Origin of the sequence: uncultured Flavobacterium sp. (assembly GCF_963975005.1) — a bacterium.
Lineage (GTDB): Bacteria > Bacteroidota > Bacteroidia > Flavobacteriales > Flavobacteriaceae > Flavobacterium.
Map to the genome: position 1 here is coordinate 1 of NZ_CAXBFR010000059.1, position 16,597 is coordinate 16,597.

Annotated in this window: 16 protein-coding genes; 5 read left to right on the forward strand and 11 right to left on the reverse strand. The window is 30.3% G+C overall.

Annotation, left to right across the window (positions count from 1 at the left end; translation table 11 throughout):
* Positions 1-989: NAD-dependent epimerase/dehydratase family protein (locus AACZ53_RS08565; RefSeq protein ID WP_339837104.1), on the forward strand; the 989-nt coding region annotated here is incomplete at its 5' end.
* Here the strand turns inward: AACZ53_RS08565 and AACZ53_RS08570 are convergent.
* The 3 genes from AACZ53_RS08570 to AACZ53_RS08580 form a co-directional block, all read right to left on the reverse strand.
* Positions 964-1,359 carry a DUF4296 domain-containing protein gene (locus AACZ53_RS08570; RefSeq protein ID WP_339837106.1) on the reverse strand — a complete coding sequence of 132 codons (396 nt, stop codon included), beginning with the start codon at positions 1,357-1,359 and terminating at the stop codon, positions 964-966. The two genes, AACZ53_RS08565 and AACZ53_RS08570, sit on opposite strands and share 26 nt — an antisense overlap.
* Before the next feature lie 102 nt (positions 1,360-1,461).
* A complete protein-coding gene (locus AACZ53_RS08575) occupies positions 1,462-2,805 on the reverse strand; it encodes a dihydroorotase (RefSeq protein WP_339837109.1) in 1,344 nt (447 codons plus the stop codon).
* Positions 2,805-3,527, reverse strand: a complete 723-nt coding sequence (locus AACZ53_RS08580; RefSeq protein ID WP_339837112.1) for a polyprenol monophosphomannose synthase — start codon at positions 3,525-3,527, stop codon at positions 2,805-2,807. The genes AACZ53_RS08575 and AACZ53_RS08580 overlap by 1 nt, the downstream gene beginning before the upstream one ends.
* A 103-nt stretch (positions 3,528-3,630) precedes the next feature.
* On the opposite strand from AACZ53_RS08580, the gene AACZ53_RS08585 reads away from it, so the two are divergent.
* Positions 3,631-4,296 (forward strand): DUF4271 domain-containing protein, encoded by a 666-nt coding sequence (locus AACZ53_RS08585; protein ID WP_339837114.1) that lies wholly within the window; start codon positions 3,631-3,633, stop codon positions 4,294-4,296.
* A 12-nt stretch (positions 4,297-4,308) separates the two neighbouring features.
* On the forward strand, positions 4,309-5,067 hold the full coding sequence (locus tag AACZ53_RS08590) for a uroporphyrinogen-III synthase (RefSeq protein ID WP_339837117.1): 759 nt from the start codon (positions 4,309-4,311) through the stop codon (positions 5,065-5,067).
* Between the two features lie 66 nt (positions 5,068-5,133).
* Here AACZ53_RS08590 and pckA read toward each other — a convergent pair whose 3' ends face one another.
* Positions 5,134-6,759: a phosphoenolpyruvate carboxykinase (ATP) gene (gene pckA, locus AACZ53_RS08595; RefSeq protein WP_339837120.1), complete on the reverse strand. Its 1,626-nt coding sequence runs from the start codon at positions 6,757-6,759 to the stop codon at positions 5,134-5,136.
* A gap of 73 nt (positions 6,760-6,832) precedes the next feature.
* On the reverse strand, positions 6,833-7,216 hold the full coding sequence (locus tag AACZ53_RS08600) for a DUF423 domain-containing protein (protein ID WP_339837122.1): 384 nt from the start codon (positions 7,214-7,216) through the stop codon (positions 6,833-6,835).
* Between the two features lie 121 nt (positions 7,217-7,337).
* Between AACZ53_RS08600 and AACZ53_RS08605 the strand changes: the two genes are divergently transcribed.
* Both AACZ53_RS08605 and AACZ53_RS08610 read left to right on the forward strand, forming a co-directional pair.
* Positions 7,338-8,708: a saccharopine dehydrogenase C-terminal domain-containing protein gene (locus AACZ53_RS08605; protein ID WP_339837125.1), complete on the forward strand. Its 1,371-nt coding sequence runs from the start codon at positions 7,338-7,340 to the stop codon at positions 8,706-8,708.
* Between the two features lie 102 nt (positions 8,709-8,810).
* Positions 8,811-9,281: an Lrp/AsnC ligand binding domain-containing protein gene (locus AACZ53_RS08610; RefSeq protein WP_339837128.1), complete on the forward strand. Its 471-nt coding sequence runs from the start codon at positions 8,811-8,813 to the stop codon at positions 9,279-9,281.
* A gap of 94 nt (positions 9,282-9,375) precedes the next feature.
* Here AACZ53_RS08610 and AACZ53_RS08615 read toward each other — a convergent pair whose 3' ends face one another.
* The 6 genes from AACZ53_RS08615 to leuS form a co-directional block, all read right to left on the reverse strand.
* Positions 9,376-10,068 carry a zinc metallopeptidase gene (locus AACZ53_RS08615; protein WP_339837130.1) on the reverse strand — a complete coding sequence of 231 codons (693 nt, stop codon included), beginning with the start codon at positions 10,066-10,068 and terminating at the stop codon, positions 9,376-9,378.
* A gap of 162 nt (positions 10,069-10,230) precedes the next feature.
* Positions 10,231-11,337, reverse strand: a complete 1,107-nt coding sequence (gene ald, locus AACZ53_RS08620; RefSeq protein WP_339837132.1) for an alanine dehydrogenase — start codon at positions 11,335-11,337, stop codon at positions 10,231-10,233.
* A 154-nt stretch (positions 11,338-11,491) separates the two neighbouring features.
* On the reverse strand, positions 11,492-12,160 hold the full coding sequence (locus AACZ53_RS08625) for a hypothetical protein (RefSeq protein ID WP_339837135.1): 669 nt from the start codon (positions 12,158-12,160) through the stop codon (positions 11,492-11,494).
* A 94-nt stretch (positions 12,161-12,254) separates the two neighbouring features.
* Entirely contained in the window at positions 12,255-12,854 is a 600-nt protein-coding gene (locus AACZ53_RS08630) for a hypothetical protein (RefSeq protein WP_339837138.1), read from the reverse strand.
* A 267-nt stretch (positions 12,855-13,121) separates the two neighbouring features.
* Positions 13,122-13,913: a hypothetical protein gene (locus AACZ53_RS08635; RefSeq protein ID WP_339837140.1), complete on the reverse strand. Its 792-nt coding sequence runs from the start codon at positions 13,911-13,913 to the stop codon at positions 13,122-13,124.
* Between the two features lie 2 nt (positions 13,914-13,915).
* Positions 13,916-16,597: leucine--tRNA ligase (gene leuS / locus AACZ53_RS08640; protein WP_339837142.1), on the reverse strand; the 2,682-nt coding region annotated here is incomplete at its 5' end.

Here is a 16,597-nt window from a genome sequence, read left to right on the forward strand (position 1 = left end):
TAGTTACAGGAGCAACAGGTTTAGTCGGTTCACATTTATTGATTTCTTTATTAGAGCAAAATGATACTGTGAAGGCTTTATATCGTTCTAAAAAAAACATCGAAAAAGTTAAACAAGTTTTTAGCTATAAAAACCAACTTTCTTTGTTTGATAAAATTAAATGGGTTGAAGGTGATATAACCGATATTCCCTCCTTAAATATAGCTTTTGAAAATGTTACGACTGTTTATCATTGTGCCGCTTTAATTTCTTTTGAACCTAAAGACGAAGAAAAATTACGAAAAGTCAATATAGAAGGAACAGCAAATGTTGTAAATTGCTGTATTGATTTTGGTGTGAAAAAACTTTGTCATATAAGTTCAATTGCTGCTTTAGGAGACACTAAAGAAGGAGAAACAAATATCACCGAAGAAACAGAATGGAATCCTGAAAAAAATCATGGTGATTATGCTATAACTAAGTATGGTGCCGAAATGGAAGTTTGGAGAGGCTTTCAAGAAGGTTTGGAAGTTGTAATTGTGAATCCTGGTGTAATTTTTGGCTATGGCTTTCCGGAACAAGGAAGTAGTTTGATTTTTAAATCCTTAAAAAAAGGCCTTTCATTTTATACTAGAGGCAAAACTGGAATTATTGCAGTAGAAGATGTTGTAAACTGTATGGTTCTTTTAATGCATAAAAACATAAGCGGCCAACAATATACTTTAGTTGCAGAAAACCCAACTTTGGACACTATTCTTTTTACAATTGCTGATGGCTTAAAAATTAAAAAACCTTCTATTTATGCTAATAAAACGTTAACAAGCATTGCTTGGCGCTTGGATTGGTTTTTGTCTAAAATAATTGGCAAAAGAAGAAGTTTCACAAGAGCAACTGCAACATCTTCACATTCTATAGATATATATGATAATTGTAAAGTTAAGGCAGAATTAAATTATACTTTTAAAAATATGACTTCTTACTTAACTACCTTATCTGAGGTGTATAAGTAGGCACATCTTCTGGGACTTCAATTTTTTTCTCTTTTAATAACGTATCTATTGCGTTTTTTTGATTTAAAATACGCTCATTTACATGATTATATATTTTTTTTAATGCCTTTATATCTGAAGCATAATATTTATAATTTTGAAAATAAGTTGTACTGTCTAAATTGTACTTTTTATAAACATATTGCTTGATCTTTATATTACTATCACTAAGTGTCTGTGGCTTATACGTTTCTGCTGCTTGTAAAATTGCTAGTTCATAAATAATATCTTCCATTGTTTCCTTACTCAATAAATTATCAGGCTTAGAAACAGGTCTATCATTACATGAAAGCAATAAAACCGAAATGAATATGAATAGTAATTTTTTCATATATAGCTATTTATTATTTTTTAAGGTCATACATACATAATGCCCTGAACAGTATTTTCTTTTGTATTTGTGTTTTGCAAATGGTAGCTAATTCATAGTAAATTATTTTCTATCAAAAAGCAAACGTTGACCGTGATTTCCTTTGACTACTTTTCCATTTGAATAAACTATTTTACCATTCACCAATGTATGCATTATTCGTGATTTAAAATTTGTTCCTTCAAAAGGGGACCAACCACATTTAGCTAAAATATTTTCTTTTTGTACATTCCAAGGTGAGTGAGAATTAACAACAGTTAAATCAGCAAAATAGCCCTCTTTAATATAACCTCTATTTCTAATTTTAAAAATTTTTGCTGGATTGTGACACATTTTTTCAACAATTTTCTCAATCGAAATCATTCCTTTTAAGTGCTTTTCAAACATGGCAACTAAAGCATGTTGTACTAATGGGCCACCAGAAGGAGCTTTTAAATAAGTGTTTTTCTTTTCTTCTAAAGTATGAGGCGCATGATCGGTTGCAATTACATCAATTCTATCATCTAAAAGAGCTTTCCATAAAGCATCCTTATCCTTCTGTGTTTTAACCGCTGGATTCCATTTAATTAACGATCCTTTTGTTTCATAATCTTCATCTGTAAACCATAAATGATGAATACAAACTTCGGCAGTAATCATTTTTTCTTCTAATGGAATTTTATTGGTAAATAAATCAAGTTCTTTTGCTGTTGATAAATGAAACACATGTAATCTTGCTCCAGTCTTTTTAGCCAATTCTATTGCTTTTGACGAAGACAAATAACAAGCTTCTTCACTTCGAATTAAAGGATGGTATTTCATTGGAATATCTTCTCCAAATTCAGCTATATATTTTTCAGTATTAGCCTTTATAGTTCCTTCATCTTCACAATGAACTGCAATAAGCATTTTTGTAGAGGAAAATATTTTTTCTAAAACTTCTGGATTATCTACCAACATATTTCCTGTTGAAGAACCTAAGAATAATTTTATTCCAGCAACATTTTCAGGATTTGTCTTTAAAATTTCTTCTAAATTATCATTTGTTCCACCCATCATAAACGAATAATTTGCATAAGACGTTTTGGCTGCAATTTGATATTTATCTTCCAATAATTCTTGAGTAACTGCATTTGGAACTGTATTTGGTTGCTCTATGAATGATGTTATCCCACCTGCAACAGCTGCTCTACTCTCTGACTCAATATTTCCTTTATGCGTTAATCCTGGCTCTCTAAAATGAACTTGATCATCTATAACTCCTGGTAATAAATAGTTACCCTCAGCGTCAATAATAACTGTTTCTGATGATTTCGAACTTATTTGTGATGCGATTTCAACAATAAATTCATTTTCTATCAAAACATCTCCTTCAAAAATCTGTCCTTCGTTAACTATTTTAGCGTTTTTTATTAAAATTGAACTCATTATAATGTATTAAATATTTTTTTTATTCTTAGTAAAATTACTCCAAAAACAGCTTCTTTAATAATGCTTCCACTCATTTTTGACTGCCCTTTTGTTCTGTCTGTAAATATAATTGGTACTTCAACTATGTTGAATTTTTTAACAAAAGCTCTATATTTCATTTCGATTTGAAAAGCATATCCGATAAATTTTACTCTGTCAAGATTTATAACTTCCAAAACATTCCTTTTATAACATACAAAACCGGCTGTTGCATCTGCAATTTTCATGCCCGTAATTAATCGCACATAAACAGATGCAAAATAAGAAAGCAAAACCCTGCTCAAAGGCCAATTCACCACATTAACACCTTTAGAATACCTTGAACCAATAGACAAATCTGCACCGTCTAAACATGCTTGGTATAAATGCACTAAGTCCTTTGGGTTGTGTGAAAAATCGGCATCCATTTCAAAAATATAATTATAATTATTAGCTAATGCCCATTTAAAACCATGAACATAAGCAGTTCCTAATCCAGATTTTTTTGCTCTAACTTCAATAAAAAGTCTTTCAGGAAATTGAACTTGTAATTCTTTAACTTTAATTGCAGTCCCGTCGGGAGAATTGTCATCAACGATAAGGACATCAAATGTTTTTTCAAGAAAAAAGACTGCATTTATAATGCTTTCGATATTCTCTATTTCGTTGTATGTTGGAATTATGACAATCCTTTTGTCCATTTAGTCAATAAATTTCTACAAAAGTAAACCTTTTTAAATATATTGTTTATTAATAAAATTATAATAATTCAAATCAAGTTAATTTTGTAATTTTACACTCGATATGATAGATCTACAATTAGAACAACGAATAATTGAAAACAAAGATTGGGCAACTCTCCTGTTTTTGCTTTGCTTTGTTGTTATTGCAATTATAAAGTATCTTTTTGAAGTACAATTTAATGAGTTTTTGAGATTGCCTTTTTCCAAAAAATATACTTCAACCTACAAAGACACTTCAAATTTATATAGTGCTTTTACAATATCGATGTTTTTTATTCAATTAATTTCGTTTTCCTTTTTGATTCAGATAATACTTAGTTATTTCGATTATACAACTAAAGCCAATTGGATAACCTTCATTCAAATATTTACAACTTTATTTGTTTCCATTTTAATAAAATTTTATATTGAAAAAATAGTGGCCACAATTTTTGATATAGACGATTTTTTAGAGGTTTTTAATCTTAAAAAAGTAACCTATAGAACATATATTGGGCTTATTTTTCTTCCTATTGTAATTTTACTTTATTATAATAACTTTTTAAGCGTAGGAATAATCTCAACATTCCTAGCAATCATAGGGGTTGGTATGATTTACTTTTATTTTTTATCTATAATTACATATCAAAAACAGATTCTAAGCAAAATATTTTATTTTATTTTGTATCTTTGCACCCTTGAAATAGGACCTTATTATTTACTATATCATTGGTTTACAAAAAAATAGATAAGATTGAATATGTCAAACTTAAAAGTTAAAACGATTTTAGTTTCTCAACCAGAACCTAAAGTAGAAAATTCACCATATTTTGACCTTCAACAAAAGTTGAAAGTAAAAATAGATTTTAGAACATTTATTCACGTTGAAAGTGTATCTGCTAAAGATGTAAGACAACAGAAAATAGATTTAAACAACTATACTGCAATTATTTTAACTAGTAGAAATGCAATTGATCATTTTTTCAGAATAGCTGACGAAATGCGTTACAAAGTGCCCGAAGACTTAAAATACGTTTGTCAATCTGAAGCGATAGCTGTTTATTTACAAAAATATGTGGTTTACAGGAAGCGTAAAATTTATGTTGGTCAAAAAGATTTTTCGGACTTGACTCCAATATTTAAAAAATACAAAGACGAAAAGTTTTTGTTACCTGCTCCAGACAATTTGAATGAAGATGTGCCTCAGTTTTTAGATAATATGAAGCTAGATTGGACACTTGGCGTTTTTTACAAAACAGTAATGAGTGATTTGTCCGATTTAAAAGATGTCTATTATGATGTTTTAGCCTTTTTTAGTCCAATTGGAATTCAGTCTTTACTCAAGAATTTCCCTGACTTTAAACAAAATGACACCCGTATTGCTGTTTTTGGAGTTACAACTAAAAAAGAAGCTCTTGATTGTGGTCTACGTGTAGATATCTTTGCACCTTCCCCAGAAACACCTTCTATGACTGGTGCTCTTGAAAAATATATTACTGAAGTAAATAAAGGTAAATAATCTTCATTTAATCCCATAAAAAAAGCCTTTCAATTGAAAGGCTTTTTTGTTTTATACTCTTATAGTCTATACTTTTGGACCAGCATTAACAAGGTTTTCACCTTCTTCATTGTCTGTGTATTGCTCAAAATTAGCAATAAAACGTTTTGCTAAATCTGTTGCTTTGTTTGTCCAAACAGCTCCATCTTCATAAGTGTCTCTTGGATCTAAAATTGTAGCATCAACATTGTATAATGCTGTTGGTACTTCAAAATTAAAGACAGGAATCATTTTAGTTTCTGCTTTTTCGATAGAACCATCTAATATAGCATCAATAATTGCTCTAGTGTCCTTTATTGAAATACGTTTTCCTGTTCCATTCCAGCCTGTGTTAACCATATAAGCTGTAGCATTATTTTGCTCCATTTTCTTAACTAATTCTTCTCCATATTTTGTTGGGTGAAGCGACAAGAAGGCTTTTCCAAAACAAGCTGAAAAAGTTGGTTGTGGTTCTGTTACCCCTCTTTCTGTTCCTGCTAATTTAGCCGTAAATCCAGATAAGAAATAATATTTTGTTTGTTCTGGTGTTAATTTTGAAACTGGTGGCATTACTCCAAAAGCATCTGCTGTTAAGAAAATTACTTTTGTAGCATGTCCAGCTTTTGAAACTGGCTTAACAATATTTTGAATATGATTAATAGGATACGAAACTCTTGTGTTTTGAGTTACAGAACCATCGCTAAAATCAATTTTACCATTAGCATCTACTGTAACATTTTCTAATAACGCATCTCGTTTAATAGCACCATAAATATCAGGCTCGTTTTCTTTACTTAAATCAATTGTTTTTGCATAACAACCTCCTTCAAAATTAAAAACACCTTCATTATCCCAACCGTGTTCGTCATCTCCAATTAATTCACGTTTCGGATCTGTTGATAAGGTTGTTTTTCCTGTTCCTGATAAACCAAAGAAAACAGCTACATCACCATCTTTACCTTTATTTGCAGAACAGTGCATCGAAGCAATTCCTTGTAATGGCAAGTAATAGTTCATCATAGAGAACAATCCTTTTTTCATTTCACCTCCATACCAAGTTCCTCCAATTAATTGAATTTTTTCGGTAAGGTTAAAAGCTACATATACTTCTGAATTTAATCCGTGCGTTGCATAGTCCTTAAATAAAGTTTTAGAACCATTCATTACTACGAAATCAGGTTCACCATAATTTTCAAGTTCTGCATCTGTAGGTCTAATAAACATATTTTTTACAAAATGCGCTTGCCATGCTACTTCCATGATGAAACGAACTTTTAATCTTGTATTTTCATTTGCTCCACAAAAAGCATCAACTACATATAATTTCTTTCCCGATAATTGTTTTGCTGTATTTTCTTTTAATGCATTCCAAGTATCTTGAGAAATACCTTTGTTGTCATTTGTTGCCTTGTCTGATGTCCACCAAATTGTGTCTTTAGTAACATTGTCTTTTACAATATACTTGTCTTTTGGGGAACGACCAGTAAATTCACCTGTCATTACATTAACAGCTCCGAGTTCAGTTAGCTGTCCCTTTTCAAATCCTTTTAAGTTGGTATTTAATTCATCATTATACAATTGCTCATATGATGGATTATAAACTATTTCATTTACATTATTAATACCGTATTTTTCTAACGAAATCGTTTTCGTAAATTGAGTGTTTAAATTCATAAAAATTTAGTTATGTTGCTTCTAGTTGAGAATGCAAAATTAAAAATATTATTTTATATATCGTGTTTTAAAACTATTTTTTAGTAATAATGCAATAAAACAGGTAAATCCATGAAGATATTAACAGCAAACCTCCTATCGGAGTTAAAGGTCCAATAAATTTTGCTTTAATATTTGTAATAGTCGAAGTGGCTAATAAATAAATTGAACCACTAAATAGCACTATTCCAATCAATGTCAACAAGAAAACAATCATTTTCTGCTTATCTGTGATGAAATTTGCTTGAGCAACAAATAACAAAAATAAAGCATGATACATTTGATATCGAACTCCAACTTCAAAAGAATTTAACTGATCTATGACTAAAAACTTTTTTAATCCATGAGCTCCAAATGCTCCTAAAACTATAGCCAAAGCTCCTAAAATCAGAGCGGTAAGCATTATCTTTTGCGACATATGTTATTTTGTTTTCACAAAGATATAAAATCAAAGCCTTCCTAAGTATGATATAAATCATAAATTTCTTTTAAAAAGTATAACATTTATGTAGTTTTGTGTGATAATTATAACAATCACAATGAGAAACATATTACTTTTTGGTGCTGGAAAATCAGCATCTTCCTTAATAAAGTACCTTTTAGACAAATCAGAAACTGAAAATTTACATTTAACAATTGCTGATTTAAACATTGATTTGGCTAAAAAAAAGACTAATAATCACAAAAACGCAACACCAATTGCAATTGATATATTTAATGAAATAGACAGAAATAATGCTATTAAAAAAGCAGATATCGTTATTTCTATGTTGCCAGCTCATTTGCATATTGAGATAGCCAAAGATTGTATTTCTCATAAAAAACATTTAGTCACAGCTTCTTATATTAGTCCAGCAATGCAAGAGCTGGATGAGGATGCTAAAAAAAATAATTTGGTTTTCATGAACGAAATTGGGCTTGATCCAGGAATTGACCATATGAGTGCCATGAAAGTTTTGGATGAAATTAGAGCAAAAGGAGGAAAAATCATTTTGTTTGAATCTTTTTGTGGTGGCTTAGTTGCACCTGAATCTGACACCAATTTATGGAATTATAAATTCACTTGGAATCCTAGAAATGTAGTTTTAGCCGGACAAGGTGGTGTAGCTAAATTTATACAAGAAGGTACTTACAAATACATTCCTTACAACAAATTATTTAGAAGAACAGAGTTTTTAGAAGTTGAAGGTTTTGGAAGATTTGAAGCTTATGCCAACAGAGATTCTCTAAAATACAGAAGCGTTTATGGTTTAGACAATGCTTTAACTGTTTATAGAGGAACAATGCGAAGAGTTGGTTATTCTCGTGCTTGGGATGTTTTAGTTCAACTTGGAATGACTGATGATTCTTATACAATGGAAAATTCGGAAAACATGAGTTATAGAGATTTTACTAATTCATTTTTACCTTACCATCCAACAGATACAGTTGAAATTAAACTACGTTACATTCAAAAAATTGAACAAGATGATATCATTTGGGATAAATTAGTTGAACTAGATATTTTTAACAGCGAGAAAAAAATTGAACTTAAAAATGCAACTCCAGCTCAAATTTTAGAAAAAATATTGACCGAACAATGGACTTTAGAACCTGAAGACAAAGACATGATTGTAATGTATCATAAATTTGGTTACGAATTAAATGGTGAAAAACATCAGATAGACGCAACAATGGTTTGTCTTGGCGATGATCAAACCTATACTTCAATGGCAAAAACTGTGGGATTACCTGTTGCAATTGCAACTTTAAAAATTCTGAACAAAGAAATTACTACTTACGGTGTACAAATTCCAATCACTAAAGAAATTTATTTACCAATTTTAAAAGAACTTGAAGATTATGGTGTAAATTTCAAAGAAATGGAAGTCCCTTATTTAGGCTATAATCCTTTAAACATAAAAATATAAAAGACAATTTACTAAATATAAAAACCATCCAATTAAATAATTGGATGGTTTTTTAGTTTTATTTCAACCAAATTCGTATTTTTACTTTATAATTAAAACCTTATGAAGGTAAATCACTTACAAATTGAAATAGACGGAATCGATAAAGAAATCCTTCGTGATTTGATGGAAGATGCTAGAAAACCGATTCTTCAAATTGCCAAAAAAGTTGGAATTTCTGGCGCAGCCATTCATCAACGTTTGAAGAAACTAGAACAAGCTGGCGTAATTGTTGGTTCAAAATTCATTGTCAATAACAAAGTCTTGGGTTATACAACTGTTGCTTTTGTCGGCATTTATCTTGAAAAAGCCGCAAATAATAGTGATGCAGTTCGTGAATTAAAAAAAATACCAGAAGTATTAGAATGTCATTACACCACAGGAAACTGGAGTGTTCTTATTAAAATTATTTGTAGAGATAATGAACATTTGATGCAAATGCTAAATAAAAAAATTCAAACCATTGAAGGTGTTTCTAGAACAGAAACATTTATTTCCTTAGACCAACAAATTGAGAGACAGATTCAATTATGAGTTAAAAAATATTTAAAAACCGTCAAGTTAATTAAAACAAGACGGTTTTTTATTTAATAATCTGTATCTATTATTTAGGACTATTCCCCTAGAATTAATCTCTTCTACCTAAAACTTGAAAAGCCCAATATAATAAAGACGCTAATGCACCTAAAGCAGCAACTAGATATGTTCTAGCAGCCCATTTTAAAGCGTCCTCTGCACCAGCATATTCTTGTTGAGTCAACATATTTTTGTTTTTCAGCCAAGCTAACGCTCTATTACTTGCATCATATTCTACTGGCAAAGTCACAAAACTAAATGCTGTTGCAATAGCCATTAAAACCAAACCAGCAGTCGCTACATAAATTCCGAAACTGTTAACAGCCATTAAAATTAAACCTCCAATAACTACCCATTGCGATAGTTTAGAAGAAATACTTATCAATGGAACCATTTTAGATCGCATAGTCAACCAACTGTAAGCTTGAGCATGTTGCACTGCATGACCACATTCGTGAGCAGCAACAGCTGCAGCTGCAGCATTTCTTTGATTATAAACAGCTTCAGACAAATTAACAGTTTTATCAGATGGGTTATAATGATCTGTAAGTCTTCCGGCAGCAGATATAACTTTCACATCTCTTATTCCATTATCAGCTAACATTTTTTCAGCTATTTCTTTACCAGACATTCCATTTCTTAATTGCACTTTTGAATAAAATTCAAATTTACTTTTAAGCTTTGAACTCACTAACCAACTGAAAAGCGAAATTATTCCAATTAATATTAAATATCCAAAATTCATATCTTACTTATTTTAAAAATTAAAGTTACAAATTAAATATCAAATTGTATTCCAATTTTTATAAATGACATTTTGACTTAAAATTATTATACGTGCAAATAAAAAAGCCCAAACTCATTTAAATTTGGACTTAAAACTATAATTCCTATCTAGCGTTTATAATTATTTAGCTTTAACTTTATCTTTCCATTCAAAAGCTTCAATAATTTCGTCATAATAACATTTACCGTTTACAATATTTAATCCTTTAGCTAATGAAGGAGATTTTTCGCAAGCTTCTTCCCATCCAAATTTTGCTAACATTAATATATAAGGAAGTGTCACGTTTGTTAAAGCTATAGTTGAAGTATAAGGAACAGCTCCAGGCATATTGGCTACACAATAATGTACAACATCATCAATTATATAAGTAGGGTTTTCATGTGTTGTAGGTTTTGATGTTTCAAAACAACCTCCTTGATCTACGGCAACATCAACTAATACAGTTCCTGGACGCATTTCTTTAAGCATTTCTCTTGTAATTAATTTTGGTGCTTTTGCTCCTTTTATTAGAACACCACCAATAATCAAGTCATGATCTTTAATGTGTTTTCTAATATTATATTCACTAGAAAATTCGGTTATAACATGAGGTGGCATAACATCATTTACATAACGCAATCTTTTCATATTGGTGTCTAAAATCGTTACATGTGCCCCTAAGCCAGCTGCCATTTTTGCCGCTTGAACTCCGACAACTCCTGCTCCTAATATCAAAACTTTACCTGGAGCAACACCTGGAACGCCTCCTAACAAAACACCTCTACCTTTAATTGGTTTTTCTAAGTATTTAGCTCCTTGCTGAATAGCCATTCTTCCGGCTACTTCTGACATTGGAGTTAACAAAGGTAAGCTTCCGTCTGAATCTTCGACGGTTTCATAAGCAATGCAAACAGCATCACTTTTTAACATAGCAAAAGTTAAAGGTTCACTTGAAGCAAAATGAAAATAAGCAAATATGATTTGATTAGGCTGAATGAGGTTATATTCCTCTTCAATAGGTTCTTTTACTTTTACAATCATTTCACTAATTTGATAAACCTCATCGATTGTTTTGAGGATTATTCCACCCACTTTACTATAATCTTCATCGAAAAAACCACTTCCTTCACCTGCCTTTGATTGAATAAATACAATGTGACCATTTTTAGTTAACTCATAAACACCAGCAGGAGTCATTCCAACTCTGCTTTCATTATTTTTAATTTCCTTTGGAACTCCGATTTTCATGATTTTATGATTTTGTCTTTCAAAAATCGTTATTTTAAATAAAATATATCAAAAAATTAAGGGTAAGCTGTTTATTTTTATTAAATAACAAAAAAAGACCCCTAAAAAATTAGGGGTCAACATTATAAAGTATAAAATTTACGAATTATTTTTTTTACAGAAAACTTATTCCAAAAACAAATCTGTTATTTCCATTTTCTTTAACAGTGTTTTCAACTGAGGCAAAATCTGATTTCCATTTTCCATTTGTGAATGCAAATTCATATCCTAGATTAGCTCTAATTTTGGTTGATTTGTTTTTAAATAAGTATAATGAAAGAGATGGACCAACAAAAAAGACTTGATTTTTTAATGAAACATGACCACTGTTATTCAAAGGTTCTAAATCATTTAAATCAATAACGTTATTCTTATTGTAAATATCCACTTCAGAAGTTGTTGATGAAACATTTAAACCTCCAGTAAAAGCCATTTTTTCTTTGTTTATGAAGTTGTAATGCACTCTTAATCTTGAGGTAACTCCAATGTTTTGATTCTCTGAATCACCTTTATCATTTTTTGAAAATAAGAATCCAAATTCAGCATCACCAGAGATTTTATTGCCAAAAACATTCATACCTACTTGAAGTTCTGGCATTGTTTGTTTTAATTCTGGTAAATTGGCTGCTTTTAGTTTGTCGTTTAAATCATATTTACTTTGAACTTGAGCGCCAATTCCGAAATAAAAGTCAATATCATCTTTTTTATTTCGTTTATCTTCAGAAGACTGAGCAATAATAAGACTACTTGAAACTAAAAATAAAAACACAATTGCTTTTTTCATATAAATATATTTTATGATTATATCCTTTAATGAGAATTTAATATTATAAATATAATAGTAAAATTAATAAGTTCACTACTCTTGTCTTTAAAAGTCAAGATACATTTTTAAGATCTTTCATTTTTTTTACCTCATCGAAAAGTTGTCTCCTCAAATTTTGTTCACGTTCAACACAAACTCCTCTGTAAGATTGATGTTCCTCTTCTAATTCTGCTAATGCTGTTTTTGAGCTTTTAGTAACTTTATTAGCTTTCTTAAAACTTAAAAATAAAATTACAGCTATTGCTAAAGTTACTAAGAACAAAGTCCACATAATAGCAGAATAATTTGATTTATTTACCGGAAATCCTAAAAAGCCAATAGTAGCTTTATCACTCATTAATTGTTCATTTGCTGTTTTAAAAGTTTTCATTTCTTTTCCCAAAGCCTTTATTACTTCTTCATTAGCTTTTATTTCATTTTCAAGATTCATTTGAATGCTTTGCTCTTGTTTAATATAACTATTTAACGAAGCTTGAAAATTAATAATAGTTGCTTTTTTGACAACTTTATATTCCTTAAAATCATTTGAACTATTAATTAAAGCACTTAAATCATTTGTCAGTTTTTTACTTTTTTCTTGTGCCTTTAGTGTTCCTAAATTGACTAAAAAAACAAAGAGTATAAGAATTGTTTTTCGGGTTAATTTTATCATGATTTTTAGATTTGGAATTATTAAATTTTAGTGAAATTAAAAATTAGAAGTCAATTTTCAATTTAGTCTATATGTAGTAAAGCAAAAAAGCTGATTTTATTGTGTAAAAATTAAGTTTTTATCTATTTAAATTGTTTTTATTGTTTAAAAACCACATTTAACAAGTGAAATCAAAGTATTATAAATTTATAACAAAAAAATCCCAATTACTATTTCACTACTTAAAGGTGAAACAGTAATTGGGATTTAGTCTTTTATTATTTGGATTTAATTTCCTAGAGTGTTTAATTGAATGTCAATTTCAGTATGAATATTTTTTATTTCATTTGCATAAACATCAGTATCCTCTTGGATTGATTTTTTAAAAAGATTAAAAGCTTTTATTCTTAATTGTGAATATTTTTTCAATTTTATATTAATTGTTTTTACTTCATCAGGTAAATCTGAAATTTTAGAAGCATCATCAATTATCTTAATATTTTCTTCCCATTTTGGAATTACAACTTCATCTAGTTCTTTTAAAAGAGAAAAACTTGTTTCTGTTTCTAAATGATTGTAAAATTTCAAAGATTCATTTTCATTTACAGAAAAAGCTTCCATTTTTGAATCATACAATTCTAAATTCTCATCATTTGAAGTAAAATAAACACTTCCAAAAATAAAAGCACAAATAATAAGCAAACTAATAAATCCAATTCCTGCAGCTTTCCAACCTGAATAAAAACTATTGCCATTTTCTTCATGTAATTTTAAAACTTCACCTTGTTTATTGTCAACAATATAATAAATAATAGCAGTGTAGATTATTGGTAAAATTTGTGAAGGAACTTTATCAATAATATTCTCAGGAATCATAAAAAGTCCTGCAAACATTAAAACTGTAACAACAAAGCCAATTATCAATGCATTTTTACCTTCATCTGGCTTGTTTAATGAAAGATAATTTTCTCTGATTAAATAACCAGCGGCTAATGGACCACCTAGAAAAGTGGCAAATCCAATAGTTTTGTTAGTATAAAACTTTACGTTTTTAGTCTTATTTTCTTTTTCTAATTCCATATTTATCCAACCAAATTAATAATTTTTCCTGGAATAATAATCACTTTTTTAGGAGTATTTCCAGCTAATTGAGTAATAGTTCTTTCATCAGCCATTACAATTTCTTCTATTTGAGCTGGAGTTAAATCTAAAGGCAATTTCATGGTGAAGCGCATTTTCCCATTGAAAGAAACTGGATATTCTTTTTCAGATTCTACTAAATATTTTGGGTCAAATATTGGAAATGGTTGTTCTGAAATTCCTTTATAATCTTTCAATTCTTCAATCTTCGAATCTTGTAATCTAAACCATAATTCTTCTGCAATGTGAGGTGCATACGGAGAAATTACGATTGCTAATGGTTCTAAGATTGCTCTATGATGGCATTTTAAAGTCGCTAATTCATTCACACAAATCATGAATTGGGAAACCGAAGTATTGAATGAGAAATTCTCGATATCTTCTGTAACTTTTTTGATGGTTTTGTGTAACGATTTGTACATTTCTGCTGTTGGTTCGTCATTGGTTACAATTGAACCATTATCGTCAAAATACAAACGCCATAGTTTTTTAAGGAAACCGAAAACACCAGTAATTCCAGCAGTATTCCATGGTTTTGCTTGTTCTAATGGACCAAGGAACATTTCATACAAACGTAAGGTATCTGCTCCATATTCAACGCAAATATCATCAGGGTTAACTACGTTATACCATCTTTTTGACATTTTTTCCACTTCACGACCAACAATATACTTTTCATTTTCAGTTATGAATTCAGCATCATTAAATTCTGGAAGCCAATTTCTTAATTTAACTAAATCAATTTCATCAGAAGCATTAACAATGTTTACATCAACTCTTATTTCATCAACTTCATAATCAGATTTCAAATTCTTTGATACATATTTATTAGTTCCTGAAATACGATAAATAATCGTACTCATTCCCAAAATCATTCCTTGATTGATTAATTTTTTAAAGGGTTCTTCTGTGGGTGCGAAACCTCTATCTTTCAAGAATTTATTCCAAAAACGAGCGTATAATAAATGTCCTGTTGCATGTTCGCTTCCACCGATGTATAAATATACATTTTGCCAATAATCTAACGCTTCTTTGCTTGCAAAATCTTCTTCATTGTGTGCGTCCATATAACGCATCCAATACCAAGATGAACCAGCCCAACCAGGCATTGTATTTAATTCTAATGGAAAAATAGTTTCGTTATCTATTAACTGATTACTAACTACTGAACACTGAACACTATCCCAAGCCCAAACCGTTGCGTTCCCTAAAGGTGGTTGTCCATCTTCTGTTGGTAAATATTTTTCTACTTCTGGTAAAGCAATTGGCAAATGTTTTTTATCAATCATTTGTGGTAAACCGTTCACATAATAAACAGGAAAAGGTTCACCCCAATATCTTTGTCTCGAAAAAACAGCATCACGCAAACGATAATTTGTTTTTCCGTTACCTTGTTTTATATTTTCTAAAGCTTCAATCGCTTTTTTTGTTCCTTCTTTGTACCCTAAACCGTTTAAAAAATCAGAATCTACTAATTTGAAACCTTCTTTTGCTCCAAAAGCCTCTTCCGAAATGTCTTGGTCGAAAATGTTTTTGATTTCAGACATTCCGTTAGTTCCTTTGAAGAAATTCGCGAAAGCATAATCACGTTCATCACCACAAGGAACTGCCATAACAGCACCCGTTCCGTAACCTGCTAAAACGTAATCTCCAATCCAAACTGGAACGGGTTCTTTTGTAAAAGGATGTTCAGCATAAGCACCTGTGAAAACTCCAGAAATAGTTTTTACATCAGCCATTCTTTCTCTTTCGGAACGTTTTGCAGTTGCATAAACATAAGATTCAACAGCTTCTTTTTGTTCAGGAGTTGTGATTTTAGCTACCAAATCGTGTTCTGGAGCCAATGTCATAAATGTCACTCCGAAAATTGTTTCAGGCCTTGTCGTAAATACTGAAATTCTAAATTCTGAATTCTGAATTCTAAATTCTACTGTTGCTCCAACTGATTTTCCAATCCAGTTTCTTTGAGATTCTTTTAGAGATTCTGTCCAATCGATTTCTTTTAAACCTTGCAATAATCGTTCTGCGTAAGCTGAAATTCGCATGGACCATTGGGTCATTTTTTTACGAATTACAGGATGTCCACCACGTTCTGAAACTCCGTTTACGATTTCGTCATTGGCTAAAACCGTTCCTAATCCTGGACACCAGTTTACTTCAGTTTCTGCTAAATACGTTAATCTGTATTGTAAAAGTATTTTTTGTTGTTCCTCTGATGAAAACGCTTTCCATTCGCTTGACGAAAAAGAAGCAATATTATCATCACAAACTGCATTTACATTGGCATTTCCATTCTTTTCAAATTCTTGAATTAAGGTGCAAATACTTTCTGCTTTATTGGAATCATTATTGTACCAAGATTCAAATAATTGAATAAAAATCCATTGTGTATGTTTGTAATAATCCGCATTTGAAGTACGAACTTCTCTGCTCCAATCAAATGAAAATCCAATTTTATCTAATTGTTCTCTATAACGAGTAATATTTTCTTTCGTAGTTTTATCTGGATGTTGTCCGGTTTGAATCGCATATTGTTCAGCAGGCAAACCAAATGAATCATAGCCTTGTGGATGCAATACATTAAATCTTTTGTGACGTTTGTAACGTGCTACAATATCGGAAGC

Excerpts from the sequence above, each read along its gene's own strand:
- AACZ53_RS08570 (WP_339837106.1), bottom strand. The coding sequence starts at position 1,359 with ATGAAAAAATTACTATTCATATTCATTTCGGTTTTATTGCTTTCATGT.
- AACZ53_RS08575 (WP_339837109.1), bottom strand. The coding sequence starts at position 2,805 with ATGAGTTCAATTTTAATAAAAAACGCTAAAATAGTTAACGAAGGACAG.
- AACZ53_RS08580 (WP_339837112.1), bottom strand. The coding sequence starts at position 3,527 with ATGGACAAAAGGATTGTCATAATTCCAACATACAACGAAATAGAGAAT.
- AACZ53_RS08585 (WP_339837114.1), top strand. The coding sequence starts at position 3,631 with ATGATAGATCTACAATTAGAACAACGAATAATTGAAAACAAAGATTGG.
- AACZ53_RS08590 (WP_339837117.1), top strand. The coding sequence starts at position 4,309 with ATGTCAAACTTAAAAGTTAAAACGATTTTAGTTTCTCAACCAGAACCT.
- pckA (WP_339837120.1), bottom strand. The coding sequence starts at position 6,759 with ATGAATTTAAACACTCAATTTACGAAAACGATTTCGTTAGAAAAATAC.
- AACZ53_RS08600 (WP_339837122.1), bottom strand. The coding sequence starts at position 7,216 with ATGTCGCAAAAGATAATGCTTACCGCTCTGATTTTAGGAGCTTTGGCT.
- AACZ53_RS08605 (WP_339837125.1), top strand. The coding sequence starts at position 7,338 with ATGAGAAACATATTACTTTTTGGTGCTGGAAAATCAGCATCTTCCTTA.
- AACZ53_RS08610 (WP_339837128.1), top strand. The coding sequence starts at position 8,811 with ATGAAGGTAAATCACTTACAAATTGAAATAGACGGAATCGATAAAGAA.
- AACZ53_RS08615 (WP_339837130.1), bottom strand. The coding sequence starts at position 10,068 with ATGAATTTTGGATATTTAATATTAATTGGAATAATTTCGCTTTTCAGT.
- ald (WP_339837132.1), bottom strand. The coding sequence starts at position 11,337 with ATGAAAATCGGAGTTCCAAAGGAAATTAAAAATAATGAAAGCAGAGTT.
- AACZ53_RS08625 (WP_339837135.1), bottom strand. The coding sequence starts at position 12,160 with ATGAAAAAAGCAATTGTGTTTTTATTTTTAGTTTCAAGTAGTCTTATT.
- AACZ53_RS08630 (WP_339837138.1), bottom strand. The coding sequence starts at position 12,854 with ATGATAAAATTAACCCGAAAAACAATTCTTATACTCTTTGTTTTTTTA.
- AACZ53_RS08635 (WP_339837140.1), bottom strand. The coding sequence starts at position 13,913 with ATGGAATTAGAAAAAGAAAATAAGACTAAAAACGTAAAGTTTTATACT.